Annotated in this window: 15 protein-coding genes, 2 tRNA genes and 3 rRNA genes; 16 read left to right on the top strand and 4 right to left on the bottom strand. The window is 56.2% G+C overall.

Annotated features, from left to right (window positions below; all coding sequences use genetic code 11):
- Positions 1-10: 10 nt before the first annotated feature.
- Positions 11-745 carry a M48 family metallopeptidase gene (locus LOY56_RS22270; protein ID WP_258617133.1) on the top strand — a complete coding sequence of 245 codons (735 nt, stop codon included), beginning with the start codon at positions 11-13 and terminating at the stop codon, positions 743-745.
- Positions 745-1,080 (top strand): YqcC family protein, encoded by a 336-nt coding sequence (locus tag LOY56_RS22265; protein ID WP_258617132.1) that lies wholly within the window; start codon positions 745-747, stop codon positions 1,078-1,080. Before LOY56_RS22270 ends, LOY56_RS22265 begins: the two co-directional genes overlap by 1 nt.
- Here LOY56_RS22265 and LOY56_RS22260 read toward each other — a convergent pair whose 3' ends face one another.
- Positions 1,081-1,503, bottom strand: coding sequence for a DUF4124 domain-containing protein (locus LOY56_RS22260; RefSeq protein WP_258617131.1), 423 nt, complete (start codon positions 1,501-1,503; stop codon positions 1,081-1,083).
- 401 nt (positions 1,504-1,904) lie between these two features.
- On the opposite strand from LOY56_RS22260, the gene LOY56_RS22255 reads away from it, so the two are divergent.
- From LOY56_RS22255 to LOY56_RS22190, 14 genes are all read left to right on the top strand, one after another.
- A complete protein-coding gene (locus LOY56_RS22255) occupies positions 1,905-3,629 on the top strand; it encodes an acetolactate synthase 3 large subunit (protein ID WP_258617130.1) in 1,725 nt (574 codons plus the stop codon).
- Between the two features lie 2 nt (positions 3,630-3,631).
- Positions 3,632-4,123 (top strand): acetolactate synthase small subunit, encoded by a 492-nt coding sequence (gene ilvN / locus LOY56_RS22250; protein ID WP_003176102.1) that lies wholly within the window; start codon positions 3,632-3,634, stop codon positions 4,121-4,123.
- A 48-nt stretch (positions 4,124-4,171) separates the two neighbouring features.
- Complete coding sequence (gene ilvC, locus LOY56_RS22245) at positions 4,172-5,188, top strand: ketol-acid reductoisomerase (RefSeq protein WP_007948647.1); 1,017 nt, start codon at positions 4,172-4,174, stop codon at positions 5,186-5,188.
- Between the two features lie 146 nt (positions 5,189-5,334).
- Positions 5,335-6,192, top strand: a complete 858-nt coding sequence (gene pssA, locus LOY56_RS22240; protein WP_095055878.1) for a CDP-diacylglycerol--serine O-phosphatidyltransferase — start codon at positions 5,335-5,337, stop codon at positions 6,190-6,192.
- Positions 6,193-6,255: 63 nt separating this feature from the next.
- Complete coding sequence (msrP, locus tag LOY56_RS22235) at positions 6,256-7,269, top strand: protein-methionine-sulfoxide reductase catalytic subunit MsrP (RefSeq protein WP_258617129.1); 1,014 nt, start codon at positions 6,256-6,258, stop codon at positions 7,267-7,269.
- Positions 7,269-7,889, top strand: coding sequence for a protein-methionine-sulfoxide reductase heme-binding subunit MsrQ (msrQ, locus tag LOY56_RS22230; RefSeq protein ID WP_258617128.1), 621 nt, complete (start codon positions 7,269-7,271; stop codon positions 7,887-7,889). The genes msrP and msrQ overlap by 1 nt, the downstream gene beginning before the upstream one ends.
- Positions 7,890-8,434: 545 nt before the next feature.
- Positions 8,435-9,971 (top strand): 16S ribosomal RNA (locus LOY56_RS22225).
- A gap of 82 nt (positions 9,972-10,053) precedes the next feature.
- Positions 10,054-10,130, top strand: a tRNA-Ile gene (locus LOY56_RS22220).
- A 30-nt stretch (positions 10,131-10,160) separates the two neighbouring features.
- A tRNA-Ala gene (locus LOY56_RS22215) sits at positions 10,161-10,236 on the top strand.
- 235 nt (positions 10,237-10,471) lie between these two features.
- Positions 10,472-13,363: ribosomal RNA gene (locus LOY56_RS22210) — 23S ribosomal RNA — on the top strand.
- A gap of 148 nt (positions 13,364-13,511) precedes the next feature.
- Positions 13,512-13,627 (top strand): 5S ribosomal RNA (rrf, locus tag LOY56_RS22205).
- Together the 16S, 23S and 5S rRNA genes with 2 tRNA genes alongside form the textbook arrangement of a ribosomal RNA operon.
- Before the next feature lie 149 nt (positions 13,628-13,776).
- Positions 13,777-14,436 carry a paraquat-inducible protein A gene (locus LOY56_RS22200; RefSeq protein WP_258617127.1) on the top strand — a complete coding sequence of 220 codons (660 nt, stop codon included), beginning with the start codon at positions 13,777-13,779 and terminating at the stop codon, positions 14,434-14,436.
- Complete coding sequence (locus LOY56_RS22195; RefSeq protein ID WP_258617126.1) at positions 14,423-15,046, top strand: paraquat-inducible protein A; 624 nt, start codon at positions 14,423-14,425, stop codon at positions 15,044-15,046. Before LOY56_RS22200 ends, LOY56_RS22195 begins: the two co-directional genes overlap by 14 nt.
- Positions 15,039-17,342, top strand: a complete 2,304-nt coding sequence (locus tag LOY56_RS22190; protein WP_258617125.1) for an intermembrane transport protein PqiB — start codon at positions 15,039-15,041, stop codon at positions 17,340-17,342. Before LOY56_RS22195 ends, LOY56_RS22190 begins: the two co-directional genes overlap by 8 nt.
- A 126-nt stretch (positions 17,343-17,468) precedes the next feature.
- On the opposite strand, the gene mksF is transcribed toward LOY56_RS22190, so the two are convergent.
- From mksF to mksB, 3 genes are read right to left on the bottom strand one after another with little or no spacing between them, the layout of a single operon-like run.
- On the bottom strand, positions 17,469-20,309 hold the full coding sequence (mksF, locus tag LOY56_RS22185) for an Mks condensin complex protein MksF (RefSeq protein WP_258617124.1): 2,841 nt from the start codon (positions 20,307-20,309) through the stop codon (positions 17,469-17,471).
- A complete protein-coding gene (mksE, locus tag LOY56_RS22180) occupies positions 20,306-21,007 on the bottom strand; it encodes an Mks condensin complex protein MksE (protein ID WP_048397727.1) in 702 nt (233 codons plus the stop codon). Before mksE ends, mksF begins: the two co-directional genes overlap by 4 nt.
- The gene (gene mksB, locus LOY56_RS22175; RefSeq protein WP_048397728.1) at positions 20,997-22,274 is read right to left on the bottom strand and encodes an Mks condensin complex protein MksB; all 1,278 of its coding nucleotides are present in this window, start codon (positions 22,272-22,274) and stop codon (positions 20,997-20,999) included. The genes mksE and mksB overlap by 11 nt, the downstream gene beginning before the upstream one ends.
- Between the last annotated feature and the right edge of the window lie 29 nt (positions 22,275-22,303).

The raw sequence follows: 22,303 nt of genomic DNA, 5'->3' as shown, positions 1-22,303 counted from the left end.
AGGGTTTCAAGTGAACAAGTGGTTGATTCCAGCAGTGACCGCCGTGGCTTTGCTCAGCGGCTGCTCCACCGTACAACGTGGTTCGATTCCGGTTGTGGATTCCGGTAGCGCGGTTTCGAACAGTGAACGGATACAGGCGAATGGCGGTTACCGTCAGACGACGGTAAAGCGTCCTGTGCAAGGCCAGACTCAGGCAATCCCGCAAGGTGACACTGGCGTTGTGGTGATGGTGCCGGGTGGTGGCGCTGTTTCTTCCGCACCGATCAGCACTTCGCCGATTACCCCAGGCCCGATCACTCCGGGGCCGATCGATACCTCGCCGGTCCAATCGGCACCGATTAACCAGGGCAGCTACAGCATGCCATCGACGCCCAGCGGAATTCCTTCGGCGAGCGTCGGCGGCCTGTCTGCCGATGAGCAACTGGACGGTCCGGTCCTGGCGTTGTTGACCACTGCCCAGCAGCAACAGGCCAGCGGCGACCTTAATGGTGCGTCCTCTAGTCTCGAGCGCGCCCAGCGTGTTGCGCCGCGTGAGCCGCAAGTGCTTTATCGCCTGGCCCAGGTGCGTATGGCTCAAGGCGATGCGGCACAGGCCGAGCAATTCGCCCGTCGTGGTTTGACGTTCGCCAGTGGTCGTCCGGCCCTTCAGGCCAGCCTGTGGGAGTTGATCGCCCAGGCTCGTGAGAAGCAGGGTGACTCCGCCGGTGCCGCGTTGGCTCGTCAGAAGGCCAAGGTCTCGCTGTGATGGATGCACGCTTCCCGAAGATTGCCGAACAGTTGCTGTTGATCGAACGCGAACTGCGCGTCCAGGGCTGGTGGGACGAAGTTTCGCCATCCGCTGAAGCGCTATCCAGTGTCGAGCCGTTTTCGGTGGATACGCTGGATTTCGAGCAATGGCTGCAATGGATCTTCCTGCCAACAATGAAGTCGATCCTGGAGCAAAACCTGCCATTGCCCAACGCGTCGGGGATCCAGGAGATGGCCGAAATGGTCTTCGCCGCCCGCAACGTCCAGGGCAAGGATCGGCAGCTTCAGGTCTTGCTCAAAGAGTTCGACCTGTTGATCACCGCCACTCGCTAACTACTGGCAATTTTTCGCAATCTGTTTCTGGGCTTCGGTCATGCGCTCCTGACGTTGTTGGTCGGTCAGGCGGCGCGTCTCACCGTCGACCTCCTCCCGTAGTCGCGGATTATTCTGCAGTTGAGCCAGGTTCGTTCGGGCCTGTTCGCAGAATACTTTTAGCTGGGTTTGCTGCTCGGCGACCTGCTTTTTCACTTTGTTGTCGATGGCCCGTTGATCGCCTATCACGTTGCTGCGCGTTGGTGTACTTGGTCTGCCGACGGGCGGGGCGGGCGTCACCACGAGGGTGGGCTCCTGGCCTGGGGGCGGTTGCGCATCAAAATGGGTAACGCCCTGGGCATCGACCCATTTATAGATCTGACCCGCCATGCACAAAGGGCTCAGACTGATCAGCAAGCCAGCGGTGAAGAGGAGCGTTCGCATGCCATTTCCTTGTCATGGGTGCGCAATCGAAGCTAACACAGTTGCGGTTTAAAGGTTTTTTCTTGCGTTCTCATGCGCTTAGTTCGAATAAAGCACATTGACGGCTTGACTTGCGATGGGCGAAACAGAAGAATCCAAAGTCCGCTGTAGAGGGACTGCCAGAAGCAGACCCACTCGGTAGATCATGAGGCGCACACCCGCGCCGACCTGTTACACCCGCAACGCGTTACCTCGCGCTGGGTGGGAAAGGCCCGCAACACTTGGGACGATCCCAATACTTGCTCAGTCAGTGCTGACGTAGTCGGCGACCACCGTCGCTCATGCTCTGCCGAGAAGTAAACCTATTAAGACCCGTCCTCTGTGTATGTGGGCGGTATTCTGGCGTTTTAGAGGTGAACAACGTGGAGCTTTTATCTGGCGGTGAGATGCTCGTCCGCTTTTTGCGTGACGAAGGCGTCAAATATATCTACGGGTACCCGGGCGGTGCTCTTCTTCATGTCTACGATGCCCTGTTCAAAGAACCGGAAGTGACCCACATCCTGGTTCGTCACGAGCAGGCTGCGACCCATATGGCAGACGGTTATGCCCGTGCCACCGGTAAAGCCGGTGTGGTACTGGTAACCTCCGGCCCGGGCGCAACCAACGCCATCACCGGTATTGCCACGGCCTACATGGACTCCATTCCGATGGTGATCATTTCCGGCCAGGTGCCTAGCACCCTGGTAGGCACCGATGCATTCCAGGAAACCGACATGATCGGTATCTCCCGGCCAATCGTGAAGCACAGCTTCATGATCAAGCATGCGTCGGAAATCCCGGAAGTCATGAAGAAAGCGTTCTACCTGGCGCAATCCGGTCGTCCTGGTCCGGTCGTTGTCGATATCCCGAAAGACATGACCAATCCGGCCGAAAAGTTCGAATACATCTTCCCGAAAAAAGCCAAGCTGCGTTCCTACAGCCCGGCCGTTCGCGGTCACTCCGGGCAAATCCGCAAGGCAGCTGAAATGCTCCTGGCGGCCAAGCGTCCTGTGCTTTATGCAGGCGGCGGCGTGATCCTCGGTGGTGGCTCCGCGCCGCTGACCGAACTGGCGAAGATGCTCAACCTGCCAGTAACCAATACCCTGATGGGCCTGGGTGCCTACCCTGGCACCGACCGTCAGTTCATTGGCATGCTCGGCATGCACGGCAGCTACACCGCCAACCTGGCGATGCACCATGCCGATGTGATCCTTGCAGTCGGCGCGCGCTTCGATGACCGCGTGATCAACGGCCCGGCCAAGTTCTGTCCGAATGCCAAGATCATTCACATCGACATCGACCCGGCTTCGATCTCCAAGACCATCAAGGCAGACGTGCCTATCGTCGGCCCGGTCGAGAGTGTCCTGACCGAAATGGTCGCGATCCTCAAGGAAATCGGCGAGACCCCGGACAAGGACTCCGTTGCCAGCTGGTGGAAGCAAGTCGATGAGTGGCGCGGTGACCGCGGCCTGTTCCCTTATGACAAGGGCGACGGCAGTGTGATCAAGCCGCAGACTGTGATCGAAACCCTGTGCGAAGTGACCAAGGGCGACGCCTTTGTGACCTCCGACGTGGGTCAGCACCAAATGTTCGCTGCGCAGTACTACACGTTCAATAAGCCGAACCGTTGGATCAACTCCGGTGGCCTGGGCACCATGGGCTTCGGTTTTCCGGCGGCCATGGGCATCAAGCTGAGTTTTCCGGATGACGACGTCGCCTGCGTAACGGGTGAGGGCAGCATCCAGATGAACATTCAGGAACTGTCGACCTGCCTGCAATACGGTTTGCCGGTAAAAATCGTCATTCTGAATAACGGTGTGCTGGGTATGGTTCGCCAGTGGCAGGACATGAGTTATGGCAGCCGCCACTCGCACTCCTACATGGAATCATTGCCTGACTTCGTCAAGCTGGCCGAGGCGTATGGTCACGTTGGCGTGCGCATCACCGAATCGAAAGATTTGAAGTCGAAGATGGAAGAGGCGTTCGCCATGAAAGATCGCCTGGTGGTTATCGATATTTCGGTCGACACCAGCGAGCACGTCTACCCGATGCAGATCAAAGACGGCTCCATGCGCGATATGTGGCTGAGCAAGACGGAGCGTACTTAATCATGCGGCACATTATTTCCTTGCTTCTGGAAAACGAACCGGGCGCTCTGTCTCGTGTAGTCGGCCTGTTCTCACAGCGCAACTACAACATCGAAAGCTTGACCGTGGCACCCACCGAAGACCCGACCCTGTCGCGTCTGACGCTGACCACTGTCGGCCATGATGAAGTCATCGAACAGATCACCAAGAACCTGAACAAGCTGATCGAAGTGGTAAAACTGGTCGACCTGTCGGAGAGTGCTCATATCGAGCGCGAACTGATGCTGGTCAAGGTCAAGGCCACCGGCGCCCAGCGCGCCGAGATCAAACGCACTACCGATATTTATCGTGGGCAGATCGTTGATGTCAGCGCTAGCGTGTATACCGTTCAATTGACCGGTACCAGCGATAAGCTCGACAGCTTCATTCAATCGATCGGGACTGCCTCGATTCTGGAAACCGTACGCAGTGGCGTCACCGGGATTGCCCGCGGCGACAAAGTACTGAGCATCTAAACCAAATTAGCGAATGGCCTGAACGGCCAGGATATAGAGGGGAATTTCATGAAAGTTTATTACGAAAAAGACTGCGACCTGTCGATCATCCAGGGCAAGAAAGTTGCCATCATCGGTTACGGTTCCCAGGGCCACGCTCAAGCGTGCAACCTGAAAGACTCCGGCGTTGACGTTACTGTTGGTCTGCGTAAAGGTTCGGCCACTGTTGCCAAAGCTGAAGCCCACGGCTTGAAAGTGACTGACGTTGCTTCCGCCGTAGCGGCTGCCGACCTGGTCATGATCCTGACCCCGGACGAGTTCCAGTCTGCCCTGTACAAGAACGAAATCGAGCCGAACATCAAGAAAGGCGCTACCCTGGCCTTCTCCCACGGTTTCGCGATTCACTACAACCAGGTTGTGCCACGTGCTGACCTCGACGTGATCATGATCGCGCCGAAAGCTCCGGGCCACACCGTGCGTTCCGAGTTCGTCAAAGGCGGCGGTATCCCTGACCTGATCGCTATCTACCAGGATGCTTCGGGCAACGCCAAAAATGTTGCACTGTCCTACGCCGCTGGCGTTGGTGGCGGTCGTACCGGCATCATTGAAACCACCTTCAAGGACGAGACCGAAACCGACCTGTTCGGCGAACAAGCCGTTCTGTGCGGCGGTACTGTTGAGCTGGTAAAAGCCGGTTTCGAAACCCTGGTTGAAGCTGGCTACGCGCCGGAAATGGCCTACTTCGAATGCCTGCACGAACTGAAGCTGATCGTTGACCTCATGTACGAAGGCGGTATCGCCAACATGAACTACTCGATCTCCAACAACGCTGAGTACGGCGAGTACGTGACCGGTCCGGAAGTGATCAACGCCGAATCCCGTCAGGCCATGCGCAACGCCCTGAAACGTATTCAGGACGGCGAATACGCCAAGATGTTCATCAGCGAAGGCGCCACCGGCTATCCTTCGATGACCGCCAAGCGTCGTAACAACGCCGCTCACGGTATCGAAATCATCGGTGAGCAACTGCGCTCCATGATGCCGTGGATCGGTGCCAACAAGATCGTCGACAAAGCCAAGAACTAAGTCCCGAGCTTGTACGGAAAACGCGGCCTAGGCCGCGTTTTTTCGTTTGGATCCGCCGGTTCTGGTATAAAGCTGCATTGTTTGCGGCCGAACCGTCGTCCCAGACACCTGTCGAAACTTTCCACCCCGTTGCAAGGTAAATGTCCATGAGCGAACGTCCCGAAGAGCCAAAGCAGGCTTCTGACGCCGAAAGCCTTCTGCCTATCGATGAACACATCGAAGAAGGGCATGACGCTGAAGGTCGTAAAGTCCGGCATCGTGGTATCTATCTTCTGCCGAATCTGTTCACCACTGCGAACCTCTTCGCAGGGTTCTATTCCATCATCAACTCGATGAGCGCCCAGAGTGCCTTGAGTGCCGGTGATGCGATCGGCGCGAGCAAATATTTTGCGTTTGCCGCGATCGCGATTTTCGTCGCCATGGTACTCGACGGCCTCGACGGTCGTGTTGCCCGTATGACCAATACCCAAAGTGCTTTCGGTGCCGAGTACGACTCGCTGTCGGACATGGTTGCCTTTGGTGTGGCGCCGGCATTGCTGGCATTCGGATGGGCCCTGGGTGACATGGGCAAGGTCGGCTGGATGGTGGCCTTCATCTATGTAGCGGGGGCGGCATTACGTCTGGCTCGTTTCAACACTCAGGTCGGTACCGCAGACAAACGTTACTTCATCGGTCTGGCCAGCCCGGCTGCCGCCGGTGTGGTTGCGGGCATTGTCTGGGCATTCAGCGACTACGGCATTCAGGGTTCCAAGATGTCGTTCCTGGTTGCACTGATGGTTGCCGCCGCTGGCATGCTGATGGTCAGTAACATCAAGTACAACAGCTTCAAGGAGCTGGACTTGAAAGGGCGCGTTCCCTTCGTCGCGATCCTTGCTGTGGTATTGGTATTCGCCGTTGTGTTCAGTGATCCGCCGCGCATCCTGCTGCTGGTTTTCCTCGGCTATGCGGCTTCTGGGCCGGTGCAGTACCTGTTACGCCTTCGTCGGCACAAAAAAGCCGAGTGATGTAATTTCCCTCATACTCCGCAGTCTATGGGTGCATCTGTCCTCCAAAGCTGCGGAGTTGTCATGCTGATCAAAGTCCCCAAAGCGTCTGACTGTCATGAGTCGGACGTCACGCCTGAATCCCTCTACCTTTCTCGTCGCAGTGTAGTAGGTGCCGCCGTCGCCAGTTTGGCGGTGAGCAGTCTGCCGCGTTGGGCGAGTGCCGACGATGTTGCGCGTTATGCTGATGTCGAGCCTGGCAAGGCGCCGTCTTGGTTTGCCGAAAAGCTTCCTTTCACCAAATGGGGGGCGGTCAACGTCAAGGACGAGGCGATCACACCTTTCAAGGATGCGACTCACTACAACAACTTCTATGAGTTCGGTACCGATAAAGGTGATCCCGCGGCCAACGCTGGTGCGCTGAAAACCGAACCGTGGAGCGTAGTGGTGGACGGGGAGGTGGGTAAGCCGGGGCGGTATGCGCTGGAAGACTTCATGAAGCCTTATCAACTGGAGGAGCGCATCTATCGTCTTCGCTGTGTGGAAGCCTGGTCGATGGTCATTCCGTGGATCGGTTTTCCTCTTTCGGCCTTGCTCAAGGAGGTCGAGCCAACCTCCAAAGCCAAGTTCATTCGCTTCGAAACCTTGCAGGATCCCAAAACTATGCCCGGGCAGCGTTCCGGTTTTGCCCTGATTGACTGGCCTTATGTAGAAGGGCTGCGTCTGGATGAGGCGATGAATCCGTTGGCGATTCTTGCTGTGGGCATGTACGGGCGTGAGCTGCCGAATCAGAACGGTGCGCCGCTGCGTCTGGTGGTGCCTTGGAAGTACGGCTTCAAGAGCATTAAATCCATCGTGCGGATCAGCTTGGTCAGCGAGCAGCCGAAAACTACCTGGCAGAGTATCGCCTCGGATGAGTATGGTTTTTATGCGAACGTGAACCCGACAGTCGATCATCCGCGTTGGACCCAGGCACGGGAGCGGCGTTTGCCGAGCGGTCTGTTCAAACCCAATGTGCGGGACACGCAAATGTTCAATGGTTACTCGGATGAAGTCGCTTCTCTATATACAGGGCTCGATCTGCGGAAGAATTACTGATGCGATATCCGTTCTGGCGTATTGGCGTCTTCATCGCTGCAGCGATTTGGCCGCTGCTTTGGTTGTATCAGGCCTGGGAGGATGTGTTGGGGCCAGATCCGGGCAAGGTACTGGTTGATCGGCTGGGATTGGGGGCGCTTGTCCTGCTGCTCATTACATTAAGCATGACGCCTTTGCAGAAGCTCACCGGTTGGCCGGGGTGGATAGCGGTTCGGCGGCAGTTGGGGTTGTGGTGCTTCGCTTATGTGGTTTTGCATTTGAGCGGTTACACGGCGTTCATCCTCGGCTTTGATTGGTCGCAGCTGGGTATCGAGTTGCGCAAGCGGCCGTACATTATTGTCGGGGTCCTGGGGTTTCTCGGTTTGTTGGCATTGGCGGTTACCTCCAATCGCTACAGTCAGCGGCGTTTAGGTTCTCGCTGGAAGAAGTTGCATCGATTGGTCTATGGGGTTCTCGGGCTCGGATTGCTGCATATGTTGTGGATTGTGCGTGCCGATCTCAAGGAGTGGGTGATCTATGCTTTTATAGGTGCGTTGTTGTTGGTGTTGAGATTGCCGCCTGTAACCCGCCGGATTCAACGTTTAACAGCCCAAAAGGCACCTTCTGCAAGAAAGGCGTAATTAGAGGTTGACGGCAGATTCTGAAAGCCTATAATTCGCCCCACTTCCGGCGCAGTCGAAACGGAAAATTCCTTGGTAAACAAAGAGTTACGCAGTTTTCGACAGTGGTTACGCTTCAGTTTATCGAAGCCAGAAGGAGTTGAAAGGGCAGTGTTGGTTGGCTCTTTTGACGGTTCGATCTTCTCGGTCGAAAGCGGAGAAAAAGAGGTGTTGACAGCAGCGAGTAACGCTGTAGAATTCGCCTCCCGCTAACGAGAGATCGAAAGCGCAAGTGGTTGAAGTTGTTAAGGAAAACCTTGAAAACTTCTGAAAATAACCGCTTGACAGCAACAGAGGCTGCTGTAGAATGCGCGCCTCGGTTGAGACGAAAGATCTTAACCAACCGCTCTTTAACAACTGAATCAAGCAATTCGTGTGGGTGCTTGTGGAGTCAGACTGATAGTCAACAAGATTATCAGCATCACAAGTTACTCCGCGAGAAATCAAAGATGTAACCAACGATTGCTGAGCCAAGTTTAGGGTTTCTTAAAAACCCAAAGATGTTTGAACTGAAGAGTTTGATCATGGCTCAGATTGAACGCTGGCGGCAGGCCTAACACATGCAAGTCGAGCGGTAGAGAGGTGCTTGCACCTCTTGAGAGCGGCGGACGGGTGAGTAATGCCTAGGAATCTGCCTGGTAGTGGGGGATAACGCTCGGAAACGGACGCTAATACCGCATACGTCCTACGGGAGAAAGCAGGGGACCTTCGGGCCTTGCGCTATCAGATGAGCCTAGGTCGGATTAGCTAGTTGGTGAGGTAATGGCTCACCAAGGCGACGATCCGTAACTGGTCTGAGAGGATGATCAGTCACACTGGAACTGAGACACGGTCCAGACTCCTACGGGAGGCAGCAGTGGGGAATATTGGACAATGGGCGAAAGCCTGATCCAGCCATGCCGCGTGTGTGAAGAAGGTCTTCGGATTGTAAAGCACTTTAAGTTGGGAGGAAGGGCAGTTACCTAATACGTAATTGTTTTGACGTTACCGACAGAATAAGCACCGGCTAACTCTGTGCCAGCAGCCGCGGTAATACAGAGGGTGCAAGCGTTAATCGGAATTACTGGGCGTAAAGCGCGCGTAGGTGGTTCGTTAAGTTGGATGTGAAATCCCCGGGCTCAACCTGGGAACTGCATTCAAAACTGACGAGCTAGAGTATGGTAGAGGGTGGTGGAATTTCCTGTGTAGCGGTGAAATGCGTAGATATAGGAAGGAACACCAGTGGCGAAGGCGACCACCTGGACTGATACTGACACTGAGGTGCGAAAGCGTGGGGAGCAAACAGGATTAGATACCCTGGTAGTCCACGCCGTAAACGATGTCAACTAGCCGTTGGGAGCCTTGAGCTCTTAGTGGCGCAGCTAACGCATTAAGTTGACCGCCTGGGGAGTACGGCCGCAAGGTTAAAACTCAAATGAATTGACGGGGGCCCGCACAAGCGGTGGAGCATGTGGTTTAATTCGAAGCAACGCGAAGAACCTTACCAGGCCTTGACATCCAATGAACTTTCCAGAGATGGAAGGGTGCCTTCGGGAACATTGAGACAGGTGCTGCATGGCTGTCGTCAGCTCGTGTCGTGAGATGTTGGGTTAAGTCCCGTAACGAGCGCAACCCTTGTCCTTAGTTACCAGCACGTCATGGTGGGCACTCTAAGGAGACTGCCGGTGACAAACCGGAGGAAGGTGGGGATGACGTCAAGTCATCATGGCCCTTACGGCCTGGGCTACACACGTGCTACAATGGTCGGTACAGAGGGTTGCCAAGCCGCGAGGTGGAGCTAATCCCATAAAACCGATCGTAGTCCGGATCGCAGTCTGCAACTCGACTGCGTGAAGTCGGAATCGCTAGTAATCGCGAATCAGAATGTCGCGGTGAATACGTTCCCGGGCCTTGTACACACCGCCCGTCACACCATGGGAGTGGGTTGCACCAGAAGTAGCTAGTCTAACCTTCGGGAGGACGGTTACCACGGTGTGATTCATGACTGGGGTGAAGTCGTAACAAGGTAGCCGTAGGGGAACCTGCGGCTGGATCACCTCCTTAATCGACGACATCAGCTGCTCCATAAGTTCCCACACGAATTGCTTGATTCATTGAAGAAGACGATAAGAAGCAGCCCGAAATTGGGTCTGTAGCTCAGTTGGTTAGAGCGCACCCCTGATAAGGGTGAGGTCGGCAGTTCGAATCTGCCCAGACCCACCAATTTTGTGTGGGAAACGCCTGTAGAAATACGGGGCCATAGCTCAGCTGGGAGAGCGCCTGCCTTGCACGCAGGAGGTCAACGGTTCGATCCCGTTTGGCTCCACCACTACTGCTTCTGTTTGTTGAAAGCTTAGAAATGAGCATTCCACCAAGACGGTGTTGAATGTTGATTTCTAGTCTTTGATTAGATCGTTCTTTAAAAATTTGGGTATGTGATAGAAAGATAGACTGGATGGCACTTTCACTGGTGTTGTTCAGGCTAAGGTAAAATTTGTGAGTTTAATCGCGAATTTTCGGCGAATGTCGTCTTCACAGTATAACCAGATTGCTTGGGGTTATATGGTCAAGTGAAGAAGCGCATACGGTGGATGCCTTGGCAGTCAGAGGCGATGAAAGACGTGGTAGCCTGCGAAAAGCTTCGGGGAGTCGGCAAACAGACTTTGATCCGGAGATGTCTGAATGGGGGAACCCACCTAACATAAGTTAGGTATCTTAAGCTGAATACATAGGCTTAAGAAGCGAACCAGGGGAACTGAAACATCTAAGTACCCTGAGGAAAAGAAATCAACCGAGATTCCCTTAGTAGTGGCGAGCGAACGGGGACTAGCCCTTAAGTGGCTTTGAGATTAGCGGAACGCTCTGGAAAGTGCGGCCATAGTGGGTGATAGCCCTGTACGCGAAAATCTCTTAGTCATGAAATCGAGTAGGACGGAGCACGAGAAACTTTGTCTGAATATGGGGGGACCATCCTCCAAGGCTAAATACTACTGACTGACCGATAGTGAACTAGTACCGTGAGGGAAAGGCGAAAAGAACCCCGGAGAGGGGAGTGAAATAGATCCTGAAACCGTATGCGTACAAGCAGTGGGAGCCCACTTTGTTGGGTGACTGCGTACCTTTTGTATAATGGGTCAGCGACTTATTTTCAGTGGCGAGCTTAACCGAATAGGGGAGGCGTAGCGAAAGCGAGTCTTAATAGGGCGTCTAGTCGCTGGGAATAGACCCGAAACCGGGCGATCTATCCATGGGCAGGTTGAAGGTTGGGTAACACTAACTGGAGGACCGAACCGACTACCGTTGAAAAGTTAGCGGATGACCTGTGGATCGGAGTGAAAGGCTAATCAAGCTCGGAGATAGCTGGTTCTCCTCGAAAGCTATTTAGGTAGCGCCTCATGTATCACTGTAGGGGGTAGAGCACTGTTTCGGCTAGGGGGTCATCCCGACTTACCAAACCGATGCAAACTCCGAATACCTACAAGTGCCGAGCATGGGAGACACACGGCGGGTGCTAACGTCCGTCGTGAAAAGGGAAACAACCCAGACCGTCAGCTAAGGTCCCAAAGTTATGGTTAAGTGGGAAACGATGTGGGAAGGCTTAGACAGCTAGGAGGTTGGCTTAGAAGCAGCCACCCTTTAAAGAAAGCGTAATAGCTCACTAGTCGAGTCGGCCTGCGCGGAAGATGTAACGGGGCTCAAACCATACACCGAAGCTACGGGTATCACTTAGGTGATGCGGTAGAGGAGCGTTCTGTAAGCCTGTGAAGGTGAGTTGAGAAGCTTGCTGGAGGTATCAGAAGTGCGAATGCTGACATGAGTAACGACAATGGGTGTGAAAAACACCCACGCCGAAAGACCAAGGTTTCCTGCGCAACGTTAATCGACGCAGGGTTAGTCGGTCCCTAAGGCGAGGCTGAAAAGCGTAGTCGATGGAAAACAGGTTAATATTCCTGTACTTCTGGTTATTGCGATGGAGGGACGGAGAAGGCTAGGCCAGCTTGGCGTTGGTTGTCCAAGTTTAAGGTGGTAGGCTGGAATCTTAGGTAAATCCGGGATTCTAAGGCCGAGAGCTGATGACGAGTGTTCTTTTAGAACACGAAGTGGTTGATGCCATGCTTCCAAGAAAAGCTTCTAAGCTTCAGGTAACCAGGAACCGTACCCCAAACCGACACAGGTGGTTGGGTAGAGAATACCAAGGCGCTTGAGAGAACTCGGGTGAAGGAACTAGGCAAAATGGCACCGTAACTTCGGGAGAAGGTGCGCCGGTGAGGGTGAAGCATTTACTGCGTAAGCCCATGCCGGTCGAAGATACCAGGCCGCTGCGACTGTTTATTAAAAACACAGCACTCTGCAAACACGAAAGTGGACGTATAGGGTGTGACGCCTGCCCGGTGCCGGAAGGTTAATTGATGGGGTTAGCTAACGCGAAGCTCTTGATCGAAGCCCCGGTAAACGGCGGCCGTAACTATAACGGTCCTAAGGTAGCGAAATTCCTTGTCGGGTAAGTTCCGACCTGCACGAATGGCGTAACGATGGCGGCGCTGTCTCCACCCGAGACTCAGTGAAATTGAAATCGCTGTGAAGATGCAGTGTATCCGCGGCTAGACGGAAAGACCCCGTGAACCTTTACTATAGCTTTGCACTGGACTTTGAATTTGCTTGTGTAGGATAGGTGGGAGGCTTTGAAGCGTGGACGCCAGTTCGCGTGGAGCCAACCTTGAAATACCACCCTGGCAACTTTGAGGTTCTAACTCAGGTCCGTTATCCGGATCGAGGACAGTGTATGGTGGGTAGTTTGACTGGGGCGGTCTCCTCCTAAAGAGTAACGGAGGAGTACGAAGGTGCGCTCAGACCGGTCGGAAATCGGTCGTAGAGTATAAAGGCAAAAGCGCGCTTGACTGCGAGACAGACACGTCGAGCAGGTACGAAAGTAGGTCTTAGTGATCCGGTGGTTCTGTATGGAAGGGCCATCGCTCAACGGATAAAAGGTACTCCGGGGATAACAGGCTGATACCGCCCAAGAGTTCATATCGACGGCGGTGTTTGGCACCTCGATGTCGGCTCATCACATCCTGGGGCTGAAGCCGGTCCCAAGGGTATGGCTGTTCGCCATTTAAAGTGGTACGCGAGCTGGGTTTAGAACGTCGTGAGACAGTTCGGTCCCTATCTGCCGTGGACGTTTGAGATTTGAGAGGGGCTGCTCCTAGTACGAGAGGACCGGAGTGGACGAACCTCTGGTGTTCCGGTTGTCACGCCAGTGGCATTGCCGGGTAGCTATGTTCGGAATAGATAACCGCTGAAAGCATCTAAGCGGGAAACTAGCCTCAAGATGAGATCTCACTGGGACCTTGAGTCCCCTGAAGGGCCGTCGAAGACTACGACGTTGATAGGTTGGGTGTGTAAGCGCTGTGAGGCGTTGAGCTAACCAATACTAATTGCCCGTGAGGCTTGACCATATAACACCCAAGCAATTTGCGTCGAAAGGCCAGATTGCGGTGTGTGAAGACGCAACGAACCGAAAGTTCGAGAAACAAACACACAAATCTATTACATACCCAATTTGCTGAAGCGAGGCCAGCTGGTCACGACTCAGTACCCGAATTTCTTGACGACCATAGAGCATTGGAACCACCTGATCCCATCCCGAACTCAGCAGTGAAACGATGCATCGCCGATGGTAGTGTGGGGTTTCCCCATGTGAGAGTAGGTCATCGTCAAGATTGAATTCCGAAACCCCTATCTGCGTCTGCAGGTAGGGGTTTTGTTTTGTCCGCAGGAAAAGAACGCGTCGGCGATAGCACAAAATTGCACAGTTATTTTCGAGTCAGGCCACTAGAATAGGTCCAACTTTTTTGGAGCCAGAGCCTTTATGCCAGATCCGGTTGACGCCCCTGGGTTGTCAGATTTACCGCTGGATGACTTGGTAGCGTGTCATGAGTGCGACTTGCTGATGCGCAAGCCTGAGCTTGCTCTTGGTGAGAAAGCCATCTGTGTACGCTGCGGTTATGAGCTGTATGCCCATCGACACAATGTCGTGCAGCGCAGTCTCGCCTTGGTCATTGCCGCACTGTTGTTGTTCATCCCAGCGAACTTTTTACCCATCATGCAGCTCCATCTACTCGGACAGTCATCGCACGACACTGTCTGGACTGGCGTTGTCGGCCTGTTCGATACCGGTATGCGAGGCGTAGCGGCAGTGGTATTTCTTTGCAGCATGGGAATACCACTGCTCAAGCTGCTTTGCCAACTATTCGTATTGCTGAGTATTCGCTTCGATATCGGACGCAGTTACGGCTTGTTGCTCTACCGTATTTATCACCATCTACGAGACTGGGGGATGCTCGAGGTTTACCTCATGGGCGTACTGGTTGCGATCGTCAAATTGGCCGACATGGCGGCTATCACCGTAGGTCTTGGTCTGGCGTGCTTCATCAGTCTGTTGTTGGTTCAGGTCTGGCTGGAAGTGGTGATGTCACCGCACCAGATTTGGCAGGCGCTATCAGGAGAAGATGCCCATGCGGGCGATTGATGCAGGCATTTTGATTTGTGCCGAATGCCATGAGTTGAACAAGCAGGAAACCGATGCCGAGGAGCAGGTTTGCACCCGCTGCGGTGCGCTGGTTCACGCCCGCCGCCCGAACAGCCTGATGCGCACCTGGGCGTTATTGATCACAGGCGCGATTCTCTACATCCCGGCCAACGTGCTGCCGATCATGACCGTCAGTTCCCTGGGGCAGGGCGATCCGAGCACTATCATGTCTGGGGTGATCCAACTGGTTCAGCACGGCATGATTCCAATCGCCGCCGTGGTTTTTATCGCCAGCATTCTGGTACCTACGTTCAAGCTGGTAGGCATCGCACTGTTGCTCTTTTCGGTGCAGCGCCGCCAGCCGCTCTCGGCACGCCAGCGCATTTGGATGTACCGCTTTATCGAGTTCATCGGCCGGTGGTCGATGCTGGATATCTTTGTGATCGCCATCCTGGTGGCGGTTGTGAATTTTGGACGGCTTGCCAGCGTCGAAGCCAATCTTGGCGCCATCGCCTTCGCCAGTGTGGTGATTCTGACGATGCTTGCCGCAGTAACTTTCGATCCCCGACTGATTTGGGATAACACGGAGTCGGACGACGACCATGACTGATTTGCCTAAAGCGAAAACCCGACCGGCCTCGAACTGGTCAGCCATTTGGGTGTTGCCCCTGATCGCCTTGATCATCGGTGGCTGGCTCGGCTGGCGTGCCTATAGCGAGACGGGCATTGAGATTCAGGTGCGCTTCGAAAGCGGTGAAGGCATTCAGGCCAATAAAACCGAAGTCGTCTACAAAGGCATGTCGGTCGGCAAGGTGAAAGCTCTGAAACTCGATGACGAAGGAAGCTCCAAAGGAGTCATCGCTACCATCGAGATGAATAAGGACGTGGAGCAATACCTCAGGACCAGCACGCGTTTCTGGCTGGTCAAACCGAGCGTGAGCCTGGCCGGTATCACGGGCCTGGAGACGCTGGTTTCGGGGAATTACGTTGCCGTCAGCCCTGGCGAAGGCGAGCCGACACGCAAGTTCAAGGCCTTGGCCCAAGAGCCTCCGCTATCAGACGCTCAACCCGGCCTCCACCTGACCATCAAGGCGGATCGCCTCGGCTCGCTGAATCGTGGAAGCCCGGTATTCTACAAACAGATCCAGGTCGGTCAGATCAAAAGCTACGTGCTGTCCGCAGACCAGAATACTGTCGAGCTCAAAGTCTTTATCGAGCCAACCTACGCCAACCTGGTGCGTAAACACACGCGTTTCTGGAATGCCAGCGGCATCAGTATCGACGCCAACCTCTCTGGTGTGAAAGTACGTAGCGAGTCCCTTGCCAGCATCGTCGCCGGTGGTATTGCATTTGCCACTCCGGAAAATCGCAAGGACAGCCCGCCTACCGATCCAAGTCTGCCGTTCCGGCTCTATGAAGACTTTGATGCAGCCGCCGCCGGTATTCGTGTCAAGGTCAAACTCAGCGATTTCGAAGGCCTGCAGGCCGGTCGTACACCGGTGATGTACAAAGGCATCCAGGTCGGTAATTTGAAGGCGCTCAAGGTTGACCCGGACCTGTCCAGTGCGACTGCTGAATTGACCCTCGATCCGCTGGCTGAGGAATACCTGGTCACCGGCACCCAGTTCTGGGTGGTCAAACCATCGATTTCGCTCGCCGGCATAACCGGCCTGGAAGCGCTGGTCAAAGGTAACTACATCGCCGTGCGCCCCGGCGACAAGGGCGGTGCACCGCAGCGTGAGTTCGAAGCCCGAGCCAAGGCGCCGCCGCTGGATCTGCGTTCGCCTGGCCTGCACCTCGTGTTGTTCACCGACAACCTTGGTTCTCTGGAGGTCGGCAGTCCGATTCTCTACAAACAGGTCAAGGTCGGTTCGGTTCAGAGCTATCAATTCTCCCGCACCAAAAAGCAGTTGGTGATCGGGGTGCATATCGAGAAGGAATACGAAGGGCTGGTCAACGCCTCGACACGTTTCTGGAATGCTAGCGGCATTACGCTCACCGGTGGGTTGACCGGCGGCATCCAGGTCAAAAGTGAGTCGTTGCAAAGCTTGATGGCCGGCGGGATTGCCTTCGAAACCCCGGAAGCCAAAGCGCCGTTGCAGAAGCGTATTCCACGTTTCCGCCTGCATGCGAGCCATGACGATGCAACGCAGAAAGGCACTGTGATCACGATCAAGGTCGATCGCGCCGATGGCCTGCGCAGTGGCACGCCGGTTCGATTCAAAGGCTTGGACGTTGGCAAGATTGAGGACGTCGACCTCACTGATGACCTGCAATCAGTGCTGCTGACCGCGCGGATCATAGAAGTGCCGGAGCGTATCGCTCGGGTCGGCAGTCAGTTCTGGGTGGTCAAACCTGAGCTAGGTCTGATTAAAACTTCGAACCTCGAAACGTTGGTCACCGGGCAATACATCGAAGTGCAACCGGCGCCGAAAAACCTCGGCCCGCAGAAGAACTTCGTGGCCCTGACCACCCCCCCCGAAATCGCCAAGGAAGAGGCAGGTTTGAGTCTGGTATTGAGTGCTGCTCGTCGGGGTTCGCTGAAGATAGGCGTCCCCGTCACCTATCGTGAAATCACCGTAGGCAAAGTGACCGGCTATGAACTGGGCCAGACGGCTGATCGAGTGTTGGTGCACATCCTGATCGAGCCGAAGTACGCGCCGCTGGTGCGCAGTGGTACGCGATTCTGGAACACCAGTGGTTTTGGTTTTGACTATGGCTTGTTCAAAGGCGCGACAATACGCACTGAATCGCTGGAGACGCTGGTTCAGGGCGGTATCGCCTTTGCCACTCCGGATGGCGACCGCATGGGGGGGCCGGCGCGGCCCGAGCAAACCTTCCCGTTGTTCGACCAGTTCGAAGATGAGTGGCTGACCTGGGCGCCGAAGATTTCGATCGGTAAGTAATCTGTCGGCGCCTGTACTGCCTTCGCGGGCAAGGGCTAGGCGCCCCCCTGCTCCTACAATGAAAAGATAAAAAAAGGCCGCGATCCATTGGATCGCGGCCTTTTTGTTGGCTTGGATTAAGTCAAATCAGACCGCATCCAGCTCTGGCTCATCAGCTTGTACAACAACGGTTGCCTTCACTTCATCATGGCGACGGATGTACTTCCAGTCCGCCTCGTCGATGTAGATGCCGTTCGGGCCACTGCCGCCTTCCAGATCGATGGCGACACTGGCGCAAACTTGCGGCTTCACACTCGCCAGAATCGGCACGAAGCCCAATTGCAGGCTGGTTTCCAGCAGCGCTGCCTGGTTCTTCTCGTCGATGTCCGCCGCCTCGTCGAGGTAGTACGGCAGGCGCACGCGACCGGCCAGGTCGCGGTCCATCAAGTGCAGCAACAAGTACATGTTGGTCAGCGCCTTGATGGTCATGGTGGTGCCGTTGGACGCCGCGCCGTCGATGTCGGTGTGGATCACCGGCTGGCCGTTGACCTTGGTGATCTCGAACGCCAGCTCGAACAGATCCTTGAGACCGAGTTGGTTGTGGTTCGCCGCCACCAGCCGCGCCAGGTATTCCTTGGCTTCTTCGTTCTTGTTGTCCTGATCGGCGCTTTGGCTCAGGTCGAAGACGGAAAGGGTTTCGCCTTCTTCGTACTGACCGGCGCTGTGGATGATCTGGTCAATGTGCTTGAGCGCTTCCTTGTTCGGCGCGAGCACGATGCGGAAGCTTTGCAGGTTGGAGACCTGACGCTTGTTGATCTCGCGGTTGAACAGCGCCAGTTGGTGTTCGAGGCTGTCATAGTCGCTGCGGATGTTACGCAGGGTCCGGGCGATGTCGGTAACTGCGGCACGGCGGGCCTTGCCGAGGGTCAGCGCTTCATCGGTGCGGTGAGCGTACGCGTTGATCAGCAGTTGCAGACGACGCTCCATATCGTCTTCGCTGTCGAATTTGGCCACGCCCTTGAGGCGAACCTGAGCGTACAGCGCGTCGATCTGCCCGTCGCTGCGCAGCAATCCTTGCCAGCTGTCCTGATAGTCATTGAGCAACGGCAGCAGGTTATCCATGGAATCGTCGATCGGGTCCATGAACGGCGTGCCGAATGGCAGGTCCGCTGGCAACAGCTGACGACGGCGCAGGGCGTCGTCGAGGGTGCGTTGCTTGGCTTCCATGTCGCCGATCTGCCGGCCGACCAGTTGCAGCTTGGCCGACAGTTGCTGGACGCGCTCGGTGAAGGCATCGCTGGAACGTTTCAATTCGTCCTGAGCGGCTTCCATCTGCGCCAGTTGTTCCAGCTTGTCGCCTTCCTCGGCGCTCAGGGTTTGCGCGCGGCGGAAGTCTTCCAGGGCTTTCTGCGCATCCAGCACTTGCTGGTACAGCGCTTCGGTCTGGGTCTTGCTGGCCGCGCGGTCGGCTGCCACGGCAGCTTGAGTTTTCAGCTGCTTGAGTTCTTTTTCCAGGCGGTCTTTCTGATCGCGCAACGCTGCGCGGTCAGCCAAGGCTTGCAGGGCTGGTGGCTCGATGTGCGAGATGTCGATGGACAGGCCCGGCACTTCGAAACGCTCGCCTTTGAAGCCATCAAGGATCAGCTCCATGGATTTGACCCACTGACCATCCTCGTCCAGCGTAATGCCATGCTCGCCCAGCGGGAGGCTGAACAACGCGCTGTTGAACAGGCGCATCAGGCGCTCGACGTCCTGCTGCGAGAATTCTTCGCGCAAACGGGCGTAGCTGTTGTTGTCGGCATGATCGAGTTGTTGCTTGACCGACTTCAGGCGTTTTTCCAGATCCCGCAGGCGCTCTTCCAGGTCTTCGGCGCTGAACTGCCGCGACTGGGCCAGTGCACCGGCCAGTTCGTCGTGCGCGTCCTTGGCGGCCAGCAGTTGCTGCTCGAGGACTTTGACGTCATCGACCAGCGCGAAGCGATGCTTGAGCACCGACAACTCGCCGAGCCATCGCTGGATACCGGTGATTTCCCGCTCCAGACGCATCAGCTCCTGAGTGCCACCACGCTGATCGTTTTGCAGCGCGTCCTGCTCGTTGCGGTAGTGCTCGGCCTGAATCGTCAGTTCTTCCTTGCGCGCACTGGCGTAGTCCGACCAGGTGCCGAGCAAGGAATCGAGCAGCGGCGAGATCCGGTGCAGTTTACCGCGCAGGATATTGCGCTGGGCCACGCCAGCGGCCAGTGCTTCAACCAGCGGGCCAGCGGTGACCAGCGAGTTGTAATCCTGCTCCATGCGACGTACATCGCGGAACGCTTCTTCACACGCTGCGATGTAATCGACGCTACCGGAACGCAGGCTGTGTTCGAAAGCATCGAGGAACAACTGCTTGAGTTTGGCCGCGGTGATTTCGCGCATGTGCAGCAAGTTGATAAACAGGGCCCGGAAGGTCTTCAGGCTCTGCTCGCTGGTGGAGCGCAGCGGGATCAACGTCAGGTCCAGCGGAATCGAAGTGTGGCCGCCAACCAGCAAACGACGCAGTTCATCCGGCTTGAGTTCGTAGGCTTTCAGGCCTTCGCGTTCGAGGTTGTTGAACAGCTCTTTCTGCCGCAGGCAGGTGTCGTCTTTCTGGTAATGGGCCAGATCGAGTTTGCCGGCATAGGCAAAGAACTGGTGACCGAAACCGCCGCCCGGGCCGCGGCCGACCACGCCGATTACGTGCGGGCCGTGGGGCAGGGAGACTTCCACCAGGATGTAACTGGTGTCCGAAGCGAAGTAGAACCGACGGGATTGCTCCAGGCTGTACTTGCCGAAACTCATGTCCGACATGCGCGCCAGAATCGGGAACTGTAAGGCGTTGATCGAAGCGGATTTACCGAGGTTGTTCGCGCCGTAAACCGACAGCGGCTCTTCCAGCGGGAACAGGCCGAGGCTGTAACCGGCGGTGTTCAAAAGGGCAAAGCGGCGAATGCCGTAGCGTTCCTTGCTCATGCGTCAGTCTCCTGTTCTTCGGCAATGGCGCGGGCCATGGCGTCTTCTTCGCTTTCTTCCTCGAAGTCGCTGAGGTCTAGCGGATCATCGGTTTGCAGCAGCTTCTCGTCGCTGTCGTCATCGATCAATACCGGAACTGGCAATGGCAGCACGCTGTGCAGGCTGGCCGCCAGATCGCGGTCCTGCTGAACCGACAGGCAAACATCGAGGAAGCGGTGCATCGGCGGCAGGAAGCGGTAGATGCCAGGCTCTTCGCTGGCGAAACCGAGTTGGGTCATGCGACGCATGATCTTTTCTTCCAGTTCGTCCTGAGTCTGGACCTCGGCCTGGATGAACAGGTCGCGGTACTTTTCCAGCAACGATGGCAGTTCATCTCGGCCGAGACTGCCGCCGTCGAGCACGGAGATCGGGTCGCGGCCCTGGTCGGCCAAGTGCTCGACAAGGATGAAGGTGAACAGCGCCAGACGTTGCGCGGTCTTGTTTACTGCCGCCGCAGCGAGGTCCGGCACAAAGTAGTAGAAACCCCGGGTGTCGCAGACCAGTTCAAAGCCCAGTGCCTTGAACAGCGTGCGGTACTGGTCCTGGAAGTTCGACAGTTGCGCGTACAGCTCCGGATCGCGGCGGCTGACGTGGTAGCCCTTGAACAGCTCGCGAAAGATCGGTGCCAGATGGGACAGTTCGGATAGATCAAGATGCATTTGGAATGCTCGCAGAATTCTCGGCGGCGGTGTCACCGGACGAGAGCAGGGCGAAGGAGCGCAGGCTGACCTGATGCTCGTGAGTGTGGTAATCGCGGCGTTCCAGACGCTCGCGTTTGAAGCGTTTTTCCCGCGACAGACGCGAGAACCAGTAGAGCAATTCGTCGGTGGCGCCGTCCGGCTCCTGCTCCAGCAGCCAGGTCATCAGGTCCGGCATCGGCAGGGCGTCTTCGCAGCGTTCGAGCATTTCCCGAACCGTGCGTGGCGCGCGTGGGGCTTCGCCTTTCTGAGTCTTGTGAGCCTTGGGAAAGCGCGCCGGTTTCGGCTCGAAACGGGCCAGGGCGTACACGTAGGCTTCGACCTGACTGGCGCTGCCGAGGAAGGTGCTTTGCGGCCGGGTGAACATCGGCATCGCGGCTTGCGGTACCGCATCGATACCTTTACGACGAATGGCCGACAAGGCCAGCGCCGCGCCACGGGTCACGGCGTTGTGCCGGCGCGCTTCTTCACGCAACGGCAGCAGCAGTTCACGGGCATGACGCAAGGTCAGTTGGGCACTGGTCTGCATTTCGAGAATGCGCGCGTGGGTGCGCAGCAGCATGTCGTCGTCGACCAGATGGCCGAGGCGCTGCTGTTCAGTGAGCATCTTCAGCAGGACGTTTTCGACCTTGCGCACGCCTTGTTCGAAGGCGCCGTCAGCGTTCACCAACTGGATCATCGGCTCGACGTATTCATCCCAGGTCGCCAGTACTTCAGCGTAGCGTTGACGCAATGGGATCTGCCGGTCGCTGGTCTTGGCCCGCTCGGCGACGGCCACCAAGGCCTGTTCGTCGTTGGCAAGCTTCTTCAAAACGTCTCGCACGCGCATGTCGAGCAGACGCAACTGGCGCGCCAGATCGTTGCCGTCGCGAATCTCGAAGGCGTCCTGAATGTAACCGGCCAGGCGCTCGAGATGGCGCAAATAGGCTTCGATTTCCAGACACAGGCCCAGACGGTGCTCACGGCGCAGGTAAGCGAGGAAATCGTGGATCTGCGCATTGAGCTCGAAACGGTTCGGGCTTTTCGCCACGGGAACCAGAATATCGAGGCGGATCCACACGTCCAGAAGGCTGGTGATGTCCTGCGGTGTACTGTCGAGTTGCTGGGCGGCCAGTTGCGTGCGCAGTTCGTTGAGGCTCAGGGTGCCTTGGTCGAAGTGCTCGCACAGTGGCTCCAGAAGTGCCCAGTGTTCAGCGAGGGCGCGCAAGACGCGCTTGGGTTCGATCATCGGAATGGCCGGCTGGTTGGCGATTAAAA

The sequence above is a fragment of the Pseudomonas sp. B21-048 genome, from assembly GCF_024748615.1.
Lineage (GTDB): Bacteria > Pseudomonadota > Gammaproteobacteria > Pseudomonadales > Pseudomonadaceae > Aquipseudomonas.
This window is presented reverse-complemented; position numbering and strand designations above follow the sequence as displayed.